General features: G+C 72.4%; 13 protein-coding genes. 11 read left to right on the top strand and 2 right to left on the bottom strand.

The window, feature by feature from the left end; genetic code table 11:
* Positions 1-163: 163 nt before the first annotated feature.
* A complete protein-coding gene (locus ACIBMZ_RS26920) occupies positions 164-2,086 on the bottom strand; it encodes a glycoside hydrolase family 5 protein (RefSeq protein ID WP_396698475.1) in 1,923 nt (640 codons plus the stop codon).
* A 120-nt stretch (positions 2,087-2,206) separates the two neighbouring features.
* Positions 2,207-3,067 carry an aldo/keto reductase gene (locus ACIBMZ_RS26915; protein WP_396698473.1) on the bottom strand — a complete coding sequence of 287 codons (861 nt, stop codon included), beginning with the start codon at positions 3,065-3,067 and terminating at the stop codon, positions 2,207-2,209.
* Between the two features lie 135 nt (positions 3,068-3,202).
* Between ACIBMZ_RS26915 and ACIBMZ_RS26910 the strand changes: the two genes are divergently transcribed.
* The 11 genes from ACIBMZ_RS26910 to ACIBMZ_RS26860 all read left to right on the top strand — a co-directional run bounded on the left by ACIBMZ_RS26910 (position 3,203) and on the right by ACIBMZ_RS26860 (position 17,422).
* Positions 3,203-4,096, top strand: a complete 894-nt coding sequence (locus ACIBMZ_RS26910; protein ID WP_396698471.1) for a LysR family transcriptional regulator — start codon at positions 3,203-3,205, stop codon at positions 4,094-4,096.
* A 298-nt stretch (positions 4,097-4,394) separates the two neighbouring features.
* Positions 4,395-5,558, top strand: coding sequence for an ROK family protein (locus ACIBMZ_RS26905; RefSeq protein ID WP_396698469.1), 1,164 nt, complete (start codon positions 4,395-4,397; stop codon positions 5,556-5,558).
* 19 nt (positions 5,559-5,577) lie between these two features.
* Positions 5,578-6,621 (top strand): extracellular solute-binding protein, encoded by a 1,044-nt coding sequence (locus ACIBMZ_RS26900; RefSeq protein ID WP_396698467.1) that lies wholly within the window; start codon positions 5,578-5,580, stop codon positions 6,619-6,621.
* Positions 6,622-6,754: 133 nt separating this feature from the next.
* Positions 6,755-7,828, top strand: coding sequence for an ABC transporter ATP-binding protein (locus ACIBMZ_RS26895; RefSeq protein WP_396698466.1), 1,074 nt, complete (start codon positions 6,755-6,757; stop codon positions 7,826-7,828).
* Positions 7,825-9,612, top strand: a complete 1,788-nt coding sequence (locus ACIBMZ_RS26890; RefSeq protein ID WP_396698464.1) for an ABC transporter permease — start codon at positions 7,825-7,827, stop codon at positions 9,610-9,612. Before ACIBMZ_RS26895 ends, ACIBMZ_RS26890 begins: the two co-directional genes overlap by 4 nt.
* Positions 9,609-10,472: a creatininase family protein gene (locus ACIBMZ_RS26885; RefSeq protein WP_396698463.1), complete on the top strand. Its 864-nt coding sequence runs from the start codon at positions 9,609-9,611 to the stop codon at positions 10,470-10,472. The genes ACIBMZ_RS26890 and ACIBMZ_RS26885 overlap by 4 nt, the downstream gene beginning before the upstream one ends.
* A gap of 2 nt (positions 10,473-10,474) precedes the next feature.
* Entirely contained in the window at positions 10,475-11,422 is a 948-nt protein-coding gene (locus ACIBMZ_RS26880) for an amidohydrolase family protein (RefSeq protein ID WP_396698461.1), read from the top strand.
* A 64-nt stretch (positions 11,423-11,486) separates the two neighbouring features.
* Positions 11,487-12,947, top strand: a complete 1,461-nt coding sequence (locus ACIBMZ_RS26875; RefSeq protein WP_396698459.1) for an argininosuccinate lyase — start codon at positions 11,487-11,489, stop codon at positions 12,945-12,947.
* Positions 12,944-13,861: an ROK family protein gene (locus tag ACIBMZ_RS26870; RefSeq protein ID WP_396698457.1), complete on the top strand. Its 918-nt coding sequence runs from the start codon at positions 12,944-12,946 to the stop codon at positions 13,859-13,861. The genes ACIBMZ_RS26875 and ACIBMZ_RS26870 overlap by 4 nt, the downstream gene beginning before the upstream one ends.
* A 139-nt stretch (positions 13,862-14,000) precedes the next feature.
* Positions 14,001-15,683 (top strand): ABC transporter ATP-binding protein, encoded by a 1,683-nt coding sequence (locus tag ACIBMZ_RS26865; protein WP_396698455.1) that lies wholly within the window; start codon positions 14,001-14,003, stop codon positions 15,681-15,683.
* Complete coding sequence (locus tag ACIBMZ_RS26860) at positions 15,680-17,422, top strand: ABC transporter ATP-binding protein (RefSeq protein ID WP_396698453.1); 1,743 nt, start codon at positions 15,680-15,682, stop codon at positions 17,420-17,422. The genes ACIBMZ_RS26865 and ACIBMZ_RS26860 overlap by 4 nt, the downstream gene beginning before the upstream one ends.
* Positions 17,423-17,429 lie beyond the last annotated feature (7 nt).

The raw sequence follows: 17,429 nt of genomic DNA, 5'->3' as shown, positions 1-17,429 counted from the left end.
CCTGGTGCATAGCAGGGGACCCTTCCTTGCATTCTCGCGGGCGCAGGGCGCGAGGCGCGGGCGCGCAGTCCGGGACGCACTCGCCGACACGATCCGCCATCCCGACGCGCCCGGGACGGTCGTCTCGCTGGCCGCCACCCTCGGGGTGAGCTGAGCCGAGCGATCAGCTACGGCACAGCAGGGCGTCGGGTTCCCTGCCGGGAGACCAGATCCAGGCGCGGTAGGCGACCCCGACGAGGTGCTCACCGACGGCACACTGTCCCTTGTGGTGGCCGGTGGCGAAGTCGCCGCCCGGGTTGCCGGTCGGCCGGTTGTCGCCACGGTCGAACCAGACCGTTCGTCGGGTGCCGCCGACGGTGGTGCCCGCGTCGCGGCAGAGCACCGACGACAGGTTGGCGCCACGGACGGCGTACCCGACGACCGTCTGGTGCGGCGGGCACTGCAGCTTGGTGAAGCCGGAGGCCCAGTCGACGTCGACGTACGACTCGTCGCGGACCACCACGTGACCGCCGGTGTCCGGGGCGTCGGTGCACAGGCCCCGGTTGCCGGTACGGCTCAGGCCGATCAGCCGTTGGTCGTCGGGGCAGGCCGCCTTGCGGGCGCCGGCGTCCCAGTCCGGTACGGCGCGCATCCGCACCGACTGGTTCAGGTCGGCGTGGTCGAGGGTCAGCATCGACCATTCCCGCACCGGGGCGATCGGACCGGTCCGGCCACCGGAGACCAGGCGACGCCAGGTGTCGGCCCGCCAGTCGTCGCCGTCGTAGAGACCCATCCGGTGGCCGGTGGCGTCCCAGTGCAGCAGCGCCCAGCCGTTGCCGCGCCGGTTGTCGTGCCAGCCGACCAGGGGCCAGTACGCGAAGTCGGCGTCGACGGCGATCAGGTGGTCGACGAAGTGGTGGAACCAGTCCCGCGAGCGCTGATCGGTGTTGTCCCGGCCACCGACACCGAACTCGCTGATCCAGACCGGTGCGGTGAAGTGCCGGTCGGCGTCGAGCGCCACGTACGTCGCCTGCCGGCGGACGGTCTCCACGAGCTGGTCGCGGGTGAGGTCCTGGTAGCGGGGGTCGCTGGTCTCACCGATGCCGGTCGCGCCGCTGTGATTCGGGCCGGTGTAGCCGTAGAAGTGCGCCGAGTAGACCAGTTTGTGGGAGCGCACGAGGGTGTGTGAGAGCCGGCCGACCGGTTCGAGGGTGGGGCGCCCGTGCGGGAACCCGTCCACCGGCAGGCCGTACCAGTTGATGCCCTCGATGATGATCAGCAGGTGGGGGTTGGCCTCGGTGAGGATCCGGTCACCGGCCCGCTGGGCGGCGGCGTGCCAGTCGTGCCGGTCACCGAGTCCCCAGTTCGGGTCGTCGAGGACGGTGCGGCGTACCTCGTTGTAGAGATCGGCGCCGACGACCCGGGGGTTGCCGACGTACCGGCGGGCCATCGACAGCCAGTCCTGTTCCCACTGGGCGGTGCTCTGGCTGGCGTTCCAGCGTTCGTTGCCGTCGACTCCGCAGCACCAGCGCGAGGTGTTGGTGTGGTTGTTGAGGATGACGGCGAATCCCTCGGCGGTCAGCGCCCGGACCGTCTCGTCGTACACCTGGAGCGGGGTACGGCCGCGGAGCTGCGGGTTGGCGCGGACGGCGGCGTCCGGCACCGGGCGGGTGTCGCGGATCATCTCGTTGGAGAACGGCAGCCGGACGCTGTTGAGGCCGAGTTCGTGGAAGCCGGCGAGGATGTCGGCCATCGGGGCACGGTCCAGGCCGATCGGGATCTGGTCGGCCATCTCCCCGGCGTGGTGGTTGGCCGGGTCGGCGCGGTCGCCGCTGCCGGTCCAGGTGCCGCTGGCACCGTGCCAGTTGCCGGACTTGAGCTTGAAGCGGTTGCCGTGGACGTCGACCACGTACCGACCCCGGGTGCTGAGCGGGCCGGTCCAGGAGGCGGCGAGGTCGCTGCCCGCCGTGGTCGGGGTGGTCGGGGTGCGGGCGCTGCCCGCCGGGGTGGACGCGCGGGCGCTGCCTGCGGCGGGCGGCGTGACCACCAGGAGGAACCCGGCCAGCAGGCCGGACACGGTGACGAGGCACAGCATCGACCTGCGCATGGCGACCTCCCGACGCCGACCTGATCACCGTAGATAGTAGACGGTCGATCAGGTGCACGCACCGGCCGCGAGCCCGCCCACGGCACGGAGACCGGTGGGCGGGCTCGCGGTGCCGGTCGGTCAGGCCGCGTCGAGACGGGCCAGTTCCTCGGCCGAGAGTTCCAGGTCGGCCGCGCCGACGGAGTCCCGGATCGTCTCCGGGCGCGACGAGCCGGGAATCGGGATGACCGTGGGCGACTTCGCCAGCATCCAGGCCAGGCAGACCTGCTGCGGGCTGACCCCGCGCTCCCGGGCGACCTCGGCGAAGACCGCGAACCGGGAGCCCAGTTCGGCGGCGTTGGAGATGCCGCCGAGCGGACTCCAGGGCAGGAACGCGATGCCGATTTCGGCGCAGAGCGTCAGCTCCGGTTCGCTGGACCGGAAGGCGGGAGAGAACTGGTTCTGCACGCTGACCAGTCGACCGCCGAGGATCTCGTTGGCCTGCCTGATCTGGTCGGGGTCGGCGTTGGAGATGCCGGCCATCCGGATCTTCCCGGCGTCGAGCAGGTCGCGCAGCGCCCCGACGGAGTCCGCGTACGGGGTGTTCGGGTCGGGGCGGTGGAACTGGTAGAGGCCGATCGCCTCGACCCCGAGCCGCTTGAGTGACGCCTCGACCGCCTCCCTGAGGTGCTCCGGCCTGCCGTTCAGCGTCCAGAGGCCGTCGCCGGGGCGTACGTGGCCGCCCTTCGTGGCGATCAGCACGTCGGACGTGTCGCCGCCGTAGCTCGCCACGGCGCTGGCGATCAACGACTCGTTGTGACCGGCGTCGGCGGGGCCCAGGTGGTAGGCGTCCGCGGTGTCGATCAGCGTGACCCCGGCGTCCAGCGCGGCATGGATCGTGGCGATCGAACGCTGTTCGTCGGGACGGCCCTCGATCGACATCGGCATGGCGCCGAGGCCGATCGCGCCGACGGCGACGTCACCGATACGGCGGGTCTGCATACAGGCTCCTCCTCGAAGCGGTGTGGTTCGGCGGGCGGGCGGTGGCCCGCAACGCCCGGATTCCACCTTCTACCCCGATAGCTAAGCTGTCCAACAGAAGAATCTGATTCCAGCAATCGGTGACGGTGATGAATCGTGGAGTTGCGCCAGCTTGAGTACTTCGTGGCGGTCGCCGAGGAACGGCACTTCACCCGCGCCGCCGAGCGGCTGCACGTGGCGCAGTCCGGCCTCTCCACCTCCATCCGCTCGCTGGAACGTGAGCTGGGCGCCAGCCTGTTCGTCCGCAACACCCGCAGCGTGGAGCTGACCGACGAGGGCCGGGCACTGCTCAGCCAGGCCCGGCACGCCCTGGCCAACGTGGCCGCCGCCAAGGACGCGGTGGCCGCCGTACGCGGGCTGCTGCGCGGCACGCTTGCCATCGGCACCCTGCAGTGCCTCGGCGCGGTCGATCTCGCGGCGACGCTGGCCCGCTTCCACGCCGCCCACCCCGGTGTCGAGATCCGGTTGCGTCAGGGCGGCTCGCCCGACCTGATCGAACGGGTCCGCACCGGCGACCTGGACCTGGCGTTCGTCTCCGCGCCCGCGAGCGCGGTGCCCGGCGTCGCGTTGGCCCCGTTCCGGGCCGAGCCGCTGGTGCTGGCGTGTGGGCCCGCCCATCCACTGCGGGACCGCGCCGCGGTCGACCTACGGGAGTTGCCGGGCGAGACGTTCGTCGACTTCTCCCCCGGCTGGATCAGTCGCGACGCCGTCGACCAGGCGATGGCCGCCGCCGGGGTGGAGCGGCGCGTCGCGTTCGAGGTCAACGACGTGCACTGGTTGCTCGACCTGGTCGGTCACGGGCTCGGCGTCGCCGTCGTACCGCAGGTCTTCCAGGGCAAGCGGACGGCCGCGCGTTTCGTGCCGCTCACCGACCCGCCGCACTGGCAGCTCGCGGTGGCGACCGCGGGCGGCCGGCATCCCAGCACCGCCGCGACGGCGCTGCTCGGCCTGGACGACATCCGGGCCGCCGCGACGAGCCGACCGGCCTGACCGACGCCGGGTCGGCGCGGCGGTACGCGTCGCGCGCCGACCCGGCGCACGCCGTCGAACCGGTCCGTACACACTGGATCGTCACGCCTGACGACACCAGGACGACCGGATGCCGCATATCGCTTCTTTTGTACGCGGAACAAATAATCTCCGCCTTCTCAGGGCAGCGGCACCCCTCCCGACACCCCTCGAACCACCGCCACGAAACGGGCATCCGCCCTGTTCGCAGTGGTGTTCACGGTCGCCCGATACCAACTCGTTACTTGACTCAATAGTTCGTTCGCCGTAGGAAGGAAGTGTGACTGACGTGGTGACGCCACCAACGAGCCCGGTGAGCCGGGAGCGGTCGAAGGAGATCAAGCGCCTCTCGGTGATCTCCACCGCCCGCCAGGTGCGGCTGCTCTCCCGCGCCGAGCTGACCGAGCTGACCGGGTTGAGCCCCGCCACGCTCACGCCCCTCGTGCGGGAACTGATCGCCGAGGGCTACCTGATCGAACGCGGCCCGGGCACCTCCCGGGCCGGCCGCCCCCGGGCCATGCTGGAGTTCAACCCGCGCGCCGAACTGGTCGCCGCGGTGGCGCTGGAACCCACCCGGATCAGTTGCGAGATCGCCGACAGCGACGGCGCCGTCATCGCCCACCGGGCGGTCCGGCTCAGCGGGGACATCGTCGAGACCATCTGCCGCTCCGTCCCCGAACTGGCCGGCGACGGGCTGCCCGCGCTGCGTGGGGTGGCGATCGCCGCGCCGGGTGTCTCCTCGGGCGGCACGGTCCGGCTCGCCCCCTCGGTGGGGCTGGTCGAGGGCCGGCAGATAGGCGAATCGGTGCAACGCCACCTCGGCGTACCGGTCGTGGTGGACAACGACGTCAACCTGATGGCGGCCGGCGAGCACGCCGCCGGGGCCGGCAGCGACGTGGCCGATCTGCTGCTGTTGCACGTCGCCGACGGCATCGGCGCCGGACTGGTGCTGGACGGTCAGGTCCGCCGGGGCGCCGGTGGCGCGGCCGGCGAGGTCGGCTTCCTGCCGCTGGACCCGACCGACCGGGGTCACGACGGGATAGGCCCGTTCGAGGCCCGGTGGTCGGAGAACGCCGTCGCCGAACGGGTCGTCGCGCTGGCCCCCGGCCGACGGCCGGACGAACCGGTGGCCGCCCTGGTCGAGCTGGCCCGCACCGACGCGCGGGCGACGGCCTACCTGGACGAGGTGTTGGCCGCCTGGTCCCGGCTGATCGTCTCCTGCGCCTGCGTGGTCGACCCGGGCCGGGTCCTGCTCAGCGGTGCCGCCGCCCAGCTCGACGACGACGCCGTGGCCCGCCTCCAGACGCTCGTCGACGCCTCCGCGCCCGCCGCCACCGAGGTACGCCGGGCGGTCCTCGGCGACCGCGCGGTGTTACACGGCGCGATCAGTTACGCCCTGGCCGCCGCGGCGGCCGGCACACCCCAGCTCCTTCCCACCCCTTGATCCCCTCCGGAGGTACCTCATGAAACGTCGACTTCTCCTGGCCGGGGCGCTCGCCTCGGTGCTCGCCGTCGGCACCGCCTGCGGCGGTGGCGGCTCGGACGACGCCGCCGGTGACGTTCAGCAGCTCACCATCTATACGGCTCGGGACAAGAAGGTCACCGACTTCGTGGTGGAGAAGTTCACCGCGAAGTACCCCGAGTACCAGGGCAAGGTCGAGATCCTCAACATCGGCGCGCAGGAGATCCTGGAGCGGGTCCGTGCCGAGAAGGCCAACCCGCAGGCGGACGTCTGGTGGGGCGGCACCCAGCAGGGCCTGTCCGCAGGCGCGGCCGAGGATCTGCTGGCCCCCTGGCAGCCGTCGTTCGCCGAGCAGATGGACGAGCAGTACAAGGACGCCGAGGGCCGCTGGTTCGGGGAGATCCTGCTGCCCGAGGTCATCATGTACAACAACGCGGCGCTGACCCCGGAGCAGGCCCCGAAGGACTGGGACGACCTGCTCGACCCGCAGTGGAAAGACAAGATCATCATCCGGGACGTGGCCGCGTCCGGCACCATGCGGTCGATCTACGCCTCGATGATCCAGCGTCTCTCCCCCGACGGCAGCAACCCGCAGCCCGGGTACGACTGGCTCAAGCGCCTCGACGCCAACACCGGCTCGTACGCGGCCAACCCGGCCGACCTGTACCTGAAGCTCTCCCGCCAGCAGGGCACGCTCAGCGCCTGGAACCTGCAGGACGTGCTCTTGCAGGCCAACCAGTCGAACATGCCCTTCGGCTACGTGATGCCCACCTCGGGCGCGCCGGTGCTGGTCGACGGCCTCGCCGCGGTCAAGGGCGGCAACTCCGAGGGTGCGCAGAAGTTCATCGAGTTCCTCTTCGACGACGGGCTCCGGGCCGATCTGGCCAAGGACTTCTTCCAGATCCCCGCCATCGAGATCGCCGACCAGCCGGAGTGGCTGGCCCAGCTCGACCTGCGCCCGATGAACGTCGACTGGAACGTGATCGCCGAGCACGAGACCGAGTGGATCAACCACTGGAACAGCCAGATCAAGAACAAGGGCTGACCCTGTCGGTACCGGGCCGGGTACGCGTACCCGGCCCGGCCGCCGATGCAAGGAGGGGTCCCTTCCTATACCGGAGGCGTTAGGAAGGGTCCCTTCCTTTCATCGCGGCCGGCAGCACGAGAAGGAGGACATCATGATCGATGTCACGCTGGAGTCGGTGAGCAAGCGATTCGCCCGCGCCGGCGACACCGCGGCCGTCGACGACGTCGACATCAGCATCGCCGCCGGTGAGTTCTTCACCCTGCTCGGCCCGAGCGGCTGCGGCAAGACCACCACCCTGCGCATGGTGGCCGGGTTCTACTTCCCGACCTCCGGCCGGATCCGCTTCGGCACCGAGGACGTCACCCGTCGCCCGCCGAACAAACGCGACACCGGCATGGTGTTCCAGAACTACGCACTGTTCCCGCACATGTCGGTGGCGCAGAACGTCGCGTACGGGCTGAAGATCCGCAAGGTCGGGCGGGCCGAGTCCCGGCGACGTGTCGAGGAGGCGCTGGGCGAGGTGCACCTGGGCGGGTACGGCGAGCGGCGCATCGACCAGCTCTCCGGCGGTCAGCAGCAGCGCGTGGCGTTGGCCCGGGCACTGGTCATCCGGCCGCGTACGCTGCTGCTCGACGAGCCGCTGTCCAACCTCGACGCGAAGCTGCGCGAGGAAACCCGCACCGAGATCCGCCGCATCCAGAAGGAGAGCGGCACCACCGCCATCTACGTCACCCACGACCAGGCCGAGGCGATGGCGATGTCGGACCGGATCGCGGTGATGGAGTCCGGCCGGGTGCAGCAGATCGGCGCCCCGCAGGAGATCTACCACCGGCCGACCAACGCCTTCGTGGCCCGGTTCATCGGCCGCAGCAACGTGCTGTCGCTGCCGGTCACGGCGGTCACCGACGAGACGGTCACCGTCGGCCGCCCGGACGGCACCGAGATCGCGGTGGCCGCGCCGGTCGGGCACGGCCTGCGGCCCGGCGAGGCCGCGCTGGTGTCGGTACGCCCGGAGCACATCGGCCTCACCTCGGCCACCGAGGCGGGCGCACTGCCCGGCCGGGTGACCGAGCTGGAGTTCACCGGCATGGCCACCAACCTGGTGGTCGAGGTGGCCGGTGAGTCGGTGCAGGTGGCCTCCATCGACGTGCCGTCCGGCATCGCCGTCGGCGACCAGATCGGGCTGCGGCTCAACCGGGAGCGCATGTGGGTGGTGCACCCGTGACGGCCGCACCCAGCGCCGCCACCGTCCCGCCGATCACCGAGGACCCGACCCCGGCCGGAGGCGGTCGTCGTCCCCGGCTGGGCGGACGCTTCGCCGGTGGCGCCAGCTCCCGCTGGTTCCCGTACGCGCTGGTGTTCCCGCTGGCGCTGATCCTGTTCGGATACGTGGTCCAGCCGATGTTCGCCACCTTCGCCGAGAGCGTCGGGGTGGACGGGGTGGCCAACTACACCGAGTTCCTGCGCGGCGAGGGCGTGGCCCGCTCGTCGCTGCTCACCTCGTTGGGCATCTCGGCGGCCAGCGTGCTGCTCTGCGGGATCGTCGGCGTGGCGATGGCGTTCCTGCTCAAGCGCTTCCAGTTCCCCGGCCGCCGGTTGATCGAGGCGATCATCCTGGTGCCGGCCGCGTTGCCGCCGCTGATCGGCGCCATCTCGTTCCAGTTGCTCTACAGCGAGACCGGCATCCTGCCGCGCGGGCTCCAGCAGTTGTTCGGCACCGAGAGCCCGGTGCTGCCGTTCACCGGTATCGCCGGTGTGCTGGTGGTGCACACCTTCACCATGTACCCGTTCTTCTATCTCGCCGCCTCGGCCGCGCTGGCCGGGATGGACCCGTCGGTGGAGGAGGCCGCGTACAACCTGGGCGCCGGTCGGGTCCGGGTGTGGCGTACCGTGCTGCTGCCGATGCTCACCCCGGCGCTGGTCTCGGCGTCGCTGCTGGTGTTCATGACCTCGCTGGCGTCGTACACCGCTCCGCTGCTGTTCGGGGTGGACCGCACGATGACCATGCAGATCTACATCAACCGCACCAACGGCGACCTGCCGATGGCCTCCACGTACGCCTCGGTGCTGGCGGTGGTGTCGATCCTGTTCCTGCTCGGTATGCGCTGGTACGAGGGGCGGCGCAGCTACCGCTCGCAGTCCAAGGGTGTCGCCGCGCACCGGCGGGAGATCACCAACCCGTTCGGCAAGTGGGCCGCGTTGGCCGCCTCGATCCTGGCCACGGTGGTGCTGCTGGCGCCGGTGGGCACGATCGGGCTGGTGGCGTTCGCCGAGGACGGCTCGTGGACGACCGAGGTGATCCCGTCGGCGTACACCTGGCAGAACTTCGTCACCATCTTCTCCGACCCGAGGGCGTTCCAGCCGATCCTCAACTCGTTGCAGATGAGCCTGATCGCCACGGTCGCGTGCGTGGTGGTCGGCGTGCTCATCGCGTACGCGGTGCGGCGGTTGGACTTCCGGGGCCGGGCGCTGCTGGACGTGGCGGTCATGCTGGCGTGGGCGCTGCCCGGCACGGTGGTGGCGATCAACCTGATCTCGGCGTTCAGCACCGGCAACGCGTTCAGCTTCGGGCAGGTGCTGATCGGCACCTTCTGGATCATGCCGCTGGCGTACTTCGTGCGGTTCCTGCCGCTGGTGTTCCGGTCCAGTTCGGCCACGCTGGCGCAGATCGACCCCTCGCTGGAGGAGGCGGCCCGCAACCTGGGCGCCTCGTGGTGGCGGGCGTTCGGCACGGTCACCCTGCGGCTGATGGTCCCCGGGGTGGCGGCCGGGGCGCTGCTGGCCTTCGTCAACGGCGTCGGCGAGTTCGTCGCCTCGGTGCTGATCTACACGTCGCAGACGGCACCGATCTCAGTCGAGATCAACAATCGGATGTACTCGTTCGAGGTCGGCACCGCCGCCGCGTACGGCATGCTCCAGGTGGCGCTGATCTTCGTGGTGATGGTGGTCTCCGGTCGGTTGCAGAGCGGCCGGTCGGCGTCCCGGGAGGCGGCGAAGTGGACGGCGTGACGCACACCGAGGTGACGGTGAGCTGGCCGGAGTCCGGCCTGCTGCCGGTCGGCCGGGTGCCCGGTGGCGAACTGGCGGCGGTGGCCGCCGCCGCGGACTTCGCGGTGCTGCCGGTCGGCGCGGTCGAATGGCACGGCCCGCACCTGCCGCTGGGCACCGACCTGATCCTGGCCGAGGGGTTCGCCGCCGAGAGCGGCGCGAGCGGCGACGGTCCGCGCGGGGTGCTCTTCCCCGCCGTGCCGTACGCGGCCTGCCCGGGGCAGACCCGCCCCTGGCCGGGGACGGTGGCGATCCGCCCGGAGATCGCGGTCGGCTACCTGGCCGACGTGATCGAGGGGATCGTCGCCGCCGGTTTCCCCCGGCTGCTGATCGTCAACGGGCACGACGCCAACATGTCCACCGTCCGGGCCGCGATGGAGTGGGTCTCCGGCCGCCGCCAGGCCAGCCTGCTGCTGGTCAACTGGTTCCAGTTGGTCACCCCGGCGGAGACCATCCAGCTCTACGGCGAGCTGCCCGCGCGTGGGCACGGCGGGGCGTACGAAACCTCCGGCGTGCTCGGTTTCGACCCCGACGCGGTACGCCTGGACGCGGTCGAGGACCTGCCGCCGAAGCCGAAGCTGCCGGTGGCGCACCCGTACGTGCTGGTGGAGTCCCGGCCCGACCCGTGGCAGGGCTGGTCCGGGCACATCTCGCTGGCCGACGTGGCGCGCGGCGAACGGGTCCGGCACCTCGCCGGTGCCCGGCTGCGGGAGATCGTGGCCGCCTGGGTCGCCGCGCCGCCACCCGCGCCGCCCACCGCCGATCCCCTGCCGACCGATCCGCCGCCGTCCGGTGATCCGCTGTCCGGGGAGGAGGGGTGACCGTGGACCGGGGACTGGACGTCGTCGACTTCCACCTGCACTTCCGCATCGGCGCCGACGAGACGGTCCACGCCTGCGAGGAGGCCGCCGGGATGCATCCCGGCGGGGCGTCCGAGCGGGCCGCCCGCGCCGCCGCCTCCGCCCCGTACGCGCGGGCCTGGCGACAGGCGTGGTCGTTCCCGGAACCGGAGCCGCCCGCCGCGCACTGGCCGGACGAGGCCGACCGCTGGGCCGACGAGTTGCGCCGGGTCGGCGTACGCCGGGCGGTGTTCGTCACCGGCGGCGGCAACGACGCGGTGGCCGACGTGGTCGACCGGCACCCGGACCTGCTGCTGGGCTTCGCCCACCACGACCCGTACGCGCCGGACGCCGCCGCCGAGCTGGAACGGGCGGTCACCGAACGCGGCCTGCGCGGGTTGAAGCTGTTCGCGCCGTTGCTGCGCGGACCGCTCGACGGGCCGGACCTCGATCCGCTCTGGGGCACCGCGCAGCGACTCGGTGTGCCGGTGCTGATCCACATCGGGCACTACGGCAGCGCCGGTGGCCTCACCTTCGGCCGGCACGGCGGCCCGGAGGAACTGGCCCGGATGGCCCGCCGGTTCCCGGAGCTGCCGGTGGTGGTGCCGCACTTCGGCGTGCAGTACGTGCAGGAGCTGCTCTTCACCGCCTGGGGCTGCCCGAACGTGCACGTCGACACCTCCGGCTCCAACCAGTGGGTGCGCTGGATGCCGTACAAGCTGACGCTGGAGGACCTGTTCCGGCGCTGCTACGAGACCATCGGCCCGCAGCGGATCGTGTTCGGCAGCGACTCGTCGTGGTTCCCGCGCGGGTACGTCACCCGCTACCTCGACGACCAGCTCCGCATCTGCCGGGAACTGGGCCTGCCCGACGAGCACCTGCGTGCGATCTTCGCCGGTAACGCCGAGCGCCTGCTCGGCCTCGACGACTGACCGGCCGACCGTCCGGGACGGCCACCACGCCGGCCCGGCCTGGAGAGGAATAAGGAACTCCGTCATGAGCACACCCGCGCTGACCACCTACCAGCGGCACCACCTGCGCCCCACCTACGACCACCACGTCGGGCACCTCTTCCCGGCGATGGTGCGGGCCAGCCAGGCACACGTGGTGATGCTGACCGAGCAGGGACTGGTCCCCGCCGAGCGGGGCGCCCGGTTGCTGCGCGGACTGGCCGAGCTGCGCGCCGACCAGGCCGACGCGCCGCCCTTCGACGGCACCTTCGAGGACACGTACTACCTGGTGGAGAAGCGCCTCGCGGCGGCCTGCGGGGTGCCCACCTCGGAGCTGGACGTGCAGATGGCGCGCAGCCGCAACGACCTCGACGCCGGGGTGTTCCGGATGCTGCTGCGCGACCAGGTGGCCGGGGTGCTCGACCGGGTGCTGGACGCCGGGACGGTCGCGCTGGACGCCGCGGACCGGTACGCGGACGTGGTGATCACCGGTTACACCCACCGGCGTCCGGCCCAGCCGACCACCATCGGGCACGCCCTGGCCGGGTACGCCGAGGCGCTGGCCGGGGAGGCGGTCGCCTACGCCGACCTGATCGAGGCGCTCAACGTCTCCCCGTTGGGGTCCTGCGCGTTCGCCGGCACCGACCTGGACATCTCCCCCGCCCGGGTGGCCGAGCTGCTCGGTTTCGCCGCCCTGGTGACCAACTCGTACGAGGCGGTGGCCGGCGCCGACCACCTGGTGCGGGTCGGCACCCTCAACGCCCAGGCGCTGGCCACCGGGGCGCGGTTGGCACGTACCCTGATGGACTGGCTGAGCTGGCAGTGGGTGACCACGCCGGGTGACTTCACCCAGGGCAGCAGCATCATGCCGCAGAAGCGCAACCCGGTGGTGCTGGAACACCTGGTCTCGTACGCCGGGCAGGCCGCCGCCGACGCCGCCTCGGTGCTGAACAACGTGGGCGCGGCCTGGTGGGAGGACTCGAACAACGCCACCACCGACGTGCAGGTGCGGCTCTGGGAGAGCAACGACCGGGCGGACCGCTTCTTCGCCCTGCTCGGCGGCTTCCTCGCCGAGATCGCGCCGTTGACGCCGCCGTCGGCGGCCGAGATCGTCGCCTCCGGGGCCACCACGACCGCCGCCGCCGACGCCCTGACCCGGCACGGTGTGCCGTTCCGGGCCGCGCACTCGGTGGTGGGTCGACTGGTGCGCGGTGGTGATCCGCAGGGCTGGACCGCCGACGAGGTGCGGGCCGCCGCCGAGGGGCTGGTGCCCGGCGGGCTCGACGACCCCGCCGTGGACGACCTGATCGCCGCCGCCGTCCGACCGGAGCTGGTGCTGGGCCGCGCCCAAGCCGACGGGCCGGGCAGCGACGCGGTACGCACCCAGGTGGCGACGCTGCGGAGCGGCTTCGACGCGGCACGGAAACGGCTGGCGGCGGTCCGCGACCGACTCGACCGGGCCGACGCCGCGCTGGACGCGGTCGCCGCCGAACTGGCGGCCCGATGAGCGTGCAACTGGCGCGGCCCGAGGCGGGCGCGCACACCGACGGGCTGCTGCTCGGCATCGACTTCGGCGGGACCAAGATGGCCGTCGGGGTGGCCGACCGGCGGGGCCGGCTGGTGGCCCGGGAGCGGGTCCCCACGTACGCCGAGCGCAGTGCGCCGCAGGCGCTGGAACGGGCGTTGCACCTGGCCGCCCGGTTGGTGGCCGAGGTGGGCGGCCCGCTGCTGGCCGCCGGGGTGGCCTCGCCCGGGGTGATCCGGCCGGACGGCATCGAGCTGGCGCCGAACGTCCCCGGCTGGGAGGGACTGCGGCTGGCCGACGCGGTCCGGGAGGCGCTCGGCGTGACCGAGGTGGCGGTGGACAACGACCTCAACGCCGCCGCCCTGGCCGAACTGCGGCTCGGTGCGCTGCGCGACGCCGACCCGGGCCTGGTGCTGGGGTTGGGCACCGGGGTTGCCGCGGCGATCACGGTCGGCGGCGCGGTGGTCTCCGGCCACCGGGGCGCGGCCGGTGAGATCGGGTACGCGGTCTCCGGCGGCCCGTGGCCGGGCACCATGCTGGAGCTGGACTTCTCCGGCCGGGCCCTGGACGGGCTCGCCGCCGAACTGGGACTGGTCGGCGGCGCGGCGGCTCTCACCGAGGCGGCCGGACGCCCCGGGCCGGAACGGCGGGCGTTGACCGCCCGGCTCGACGAGTTGGCCCGGCACCTGGTGACGAGTTGCCTGCTGCTGGACCCGCAGCGGGTGGTGCTGGTCGGCGGGGTGGCCGGCAGCGCGCTGATCCGGGAACTGCTCGTCGACCGGCTCACCGAGGTGCTGCCGCACCGGCCGGAGGTGGTACTGTCCCGGTTCGCCGACGACGCCGCCCTGCTGGGCGCGGTCACGCTCGCGCGGGAAGCGGTGGTGGTCACCGGCTGACCGCCGGGACGACACCCGCTACCGGATGGCGTCGAGCCACGACCACAGGTTAGCCTAACCTAACTTGTGGAGAGTGAGGCGAGATGGCACAGCCGACGGCGGAGGTCCGCCGCACCGACCGACGGCGGGTGAGGTGACCGTGCGGATCAGTCCGACCGGCCGGTTGTTCGGCGAGATGTTCTGGCGGCAGCGCCGGGACACCGCGCTCTGCACCGCCTTCTGGTCGCTGCACCAGGTGTGCGAGGCACTGGTCCCGGTGGCCATCGGCCTGGTCATCGACCAGGCGGTGAGCACCGGGTCCACCTCGGCGATGATCTGGTCCGTCCTCGGGATCTTCGCGTTGTTCACCGCGTTGACCATGGGCTGGCGGTCCGGGTTCTGGTTCCTGTCCAAGGCGGTGACCGAGGAGTCGCACCTGCTGCGGATGCGTGTGGTCCGGCGCCTGCTGGGCGGGCAGGGCATCCGCACCGGTCGGCAGAGCGGTGAGCTGCTCTCCATCGCCACCACCGACACCCAGGCCGCCGCCGACTCACTGGAGCTGGGCAGCCGGGTGGTCTCCGCGCTGCTCGGGTTGGTCGTCTCCACGATCGTCCTGCTGCGGATCGACTGGACGCTCGGGCTCGGGCTGGTCATCGGCATCCCGGTGCTGGTGCTCGGCCTGCACGCGCTCGGGCCGGTGGTGGAACGCCACACCTCGGCGCAGCAGCAGGCCATCGGCCGGGCTGCCGCGACCGCGTCGGACCTGCTGCGCGGGCTACGACCGCTGCGCGGGTTCGGCGGCGTCGACGAGGCGTCGCGGCGTTACCGCAGCGCCAGCCGCACCTCGCTGCGCGCCAACGTCGGCGCGGTCAAGGCCGGTGCCGCGTTCGTCGGCGTGTCGACCTTCACCACCGGCCTGCTGATCACCGTCGTGGCCGCCCTGGCCGGTTGGTTCGCCCTGGAGGGGCGGATCACGGTCGGGCAGCTCATCACCATCGTCGGCCTGGCCGCGTTCATCACCGACCCGGTGCTGAACCTGGCCGACTGCGTCTTCCGGCTGGCCACCGCGCGGGCCAGCGCGACCCGGGTCGCCGAGGTGCTGGCCGCGCCCGAGCGTGCCGCCTCCGGCGTACGGGCGGCGCAGCCCGGCCCGCTGGTCCTCGCCGAGGTGCACACCCCGGGCCTGGACGGTGCCACTCTCGAGGTGCGTCCCGGGGAGGTGCTCGGAGTGGTCACCGGGCAGACCACCACCGCCGACGACGTCACCGACCTGCTGGCCGGGGCACGGGCACCGGAGCGGGGCAAGGTGACCCTGGCCGGCACACCGTTCGGCGACCTCGACGTCGCCTCGCTGCGGCAGGTGGTGCTCGTCGAGCCGCACGCGGTCGACCTGTTCGGCGGCACCCTGCGCGAGGTGCTGCAGAGCGGGGACGACCGGGACGACGCGGCACTGCGGCAGAGCATGGCGGCGGCCTCCGTCGACGACCTGCTCGCCGAGGGCGGCACCGGCCTGGACCGTGAACTGCTCGACCACGGGCTGAACCTCTCCGGCGGGCAACGGCAGCGGATCGCCCTGGCCCGGGCGCTGCTCGCGGACCGGCCGGTCACCGTGTTCCGCGATCCGACGACGGCGGTCGACGCGGTCACCGAGCACGCCATCGCCGAGGGGATCCGCTCCCGCCGGTCCGGGGACGAACGCGCCACCGTGCTGGTCACCACCAGCGCTCCCCTGCTCGACCGGTGTGACCGCGTCGTCTTCCTCGACGCCGGGCGGGTGGCCGCCGTCGGATCGCACCGGCACCTGCTCACCCAGTCCGCGTACGCCGAGGTGGTCCTGCGATGAGCGCGACGACGATGCTGCCGGTCGCCTCCGGCCGGGAGACCCTGGCCACCTTCTGGCGCAACCTGCGCCGCTATCCGCTGCTGGCCTGGGCGTCGGTCCTGACATCCGTCGCGGCCAGCGGTGCGGCCGTGGTGGTGCCGATCCTGCTCGGTCGCCTGGTCGACCTGGTCGTCGCGGGCGGCACCGTCGACGCGCTGCTGGTGACCTCGGCCTGGATCCTCGGCATCGGCCTGCTGGCCGCGGTGCTGACCGGCGTGTCCCGGTGGCTGGTCACCGAGTGGGGCATGCGGGCCTGCGCCGACCTGCGGGAGGAGGTGCTCGACCGGGCCCTGCGGATGGACTCGGCCCGGTTGGAGAGCGCCGGCTCCGGCGACGTCGCCGCCCGGGTCACCGACGACGTGGAACAGGTCACCGACTCGGTGCGGCTGGCCGCCGGGATCTTCACCGCCCTGGTCACCGTCGTCATCACGTTCGCCGGTTTCGCCACCCTGGACTGGCGGATCGCGCTCGCGTTCCTGGTCGTCTTCCCGGTGCACGTGCTCAGCCTGCGCCGGTTCGTGCCCCAGGCGAAGCGGCTCTACGCCGCCGAGCGCGAGGCGGCGGCGGAGCGGACGCAGAGCCTGCTGACCACGTTCACCGGTGCCCGGACGGTGCACGCCTACGGCATGGCGCAGCGGCAGGGCCAGCGGGTGGACGGGGCGTCACGCAAGGCGGTCACCGCCCGGCTGCGGGCGGTACGCGGATTCCTGTGGTTCGCGAACATGATGAACTACGCGGAGGCGATCGGCCTCACCGCCGTGCTGCTGACCGGCTTCCTGCTGGTCCGCGCGGGCGAGAGCAGCGTGGGTGACGTCACCGCCGCCGCGCTGCTGTTCCACCGCCTCTTCGGCCCGCTCGGCATGCTGCTGATCTCGTTCAACGACGTCCAGTCGGCCGGTGCCGCGCTCGCCCGGCTGGTCGGCATCACCGGACTCGACGTCCCGGAGTCGCGCCCGCGTGCCGGGGACCGGCCGGCGGGCGGGATCGGCGCGAAGTCGATCGGGCACCGCTACCCCGGCGGGCCCACCGTCGTGCACGACGTGTCGGTGGAGATCGCCGAGGGTGAGTCGCTGGCCGTGGTCGGCGAGAGCGGTGCGGGCAAGACGACGCTGGCGGCCATCCTCGGCGGGGTGTTCCCGGCCGCCGAGGGCGAGGTGCTGCTCGGCGGGCGGCCGATCGCCGACCTGGATCCGGTGGAACTGCGTCGTACCGTCGGCGTCGTCACCCAGGAGGTGCACGTCTTCGCCGGCACTCTCGCCGACGACCTGCGGTTGGCGGTGCCGCACGCGGCCGAGGAGCAGATGTGGGACGCGCTGCGGCTGGTCGGTGCCGACCAGTGGGTCGCCGCCCTGCCGGAGGGGCTGCACACCCGGGTCGGCGAGGGCGAGCACCCGGTCACCCCGGGGCAGGCGCAACAGGTGGCGCTGGCCCGGGTCGCGTTGCTCGACCCGCCGATCGTGGTGCTGGACGAGGCGAGTGCCGAGGCGGGCAGTGCCGGGGCCCGGCAACTGGAGCTGGCCAGTGCCGCCCTGGTGCGGGGACGCACCGCGGTGGTGGTCGCGCACCGGCTCACCCAGGCGCAGAGCTGTGACCGGATCGCGGTGATGGCACACGGGCGGATCGTCGAGCTGGGCACCCCGGCGGAACTCGTCGCCGCGGGCGGCCGGTACGCCGAACTCTGGGCCGCCTGGCAACGCTGACCGTACG

This window comes from Micromonospora sp. NPDC049900 (assembly GCF_044461025.1).
In the GTDB taxonomy this organism is placed as follows: Bacteria; Actinomycetota; Actinomycetes; order Mycobacteriales; family Micromonosporaceae; genus Micromonospora.
This window is presented reverse-complemented; position numbering and strand designations above follow the sequence as displayed.

Excerpts from the sequence above, each read along its gene's own strand:
- ACIBMZ_RS26920 (WP_396698475.1), bottom strand. The coding sequence starts at position 2,086 with ATGCGCAGGTCGATGCTGTGCCTCGTCACCGTGTCCGGCCTGCTGGCC.
- ACIBMZ_RS26915 (WP_396698473.1), bottom strand. The coding sequence starts at position 3,067 with ATGCAGACCCGCCGTATCGGTGACGTCGCCGTCGGCGCGATCGGCCTC.
- ACIBMZ_RS26900 (WP_396698467.1), top strand. The coding sequence starts at position 5,578 with ATGAAACGTCGACTTCTCCTGGCCGGGGCGCTCGCCTCGGTGCTCGCC.
- ACIBMZ_RS26895 (WP_396698466.1), top strand. The coding sequence starts at position 6,755 with ATGATCGATGTCACGCTGGAGTCGGTGAGCAAGCGATTCGCCCGCGCC.
- ACIBMZ_RS26875 (WP_396698459.1), top strand. The coding sequence starts at position 11,487 with ATGAGCACACCCGCGCTGACCACCTACCAGCGGCACCACCTGCGCCCC.
- ACIBMZ_RS26870 (WP_396698457.1), top strand. The coding sequence starts at position 12,944 with ATGAGCGTGCAACTGGCGCGGCCCGAGGCGGGCGCGCACACCGACGGG.
- ACIBMZ_RS26860 (WP_396698453.1), top strand. The coding sequence starts at position 15,680 with ATGAGCGCGACGACGATGCTGCCGGTCGCCTCCGGCCGGGAGACCCTG.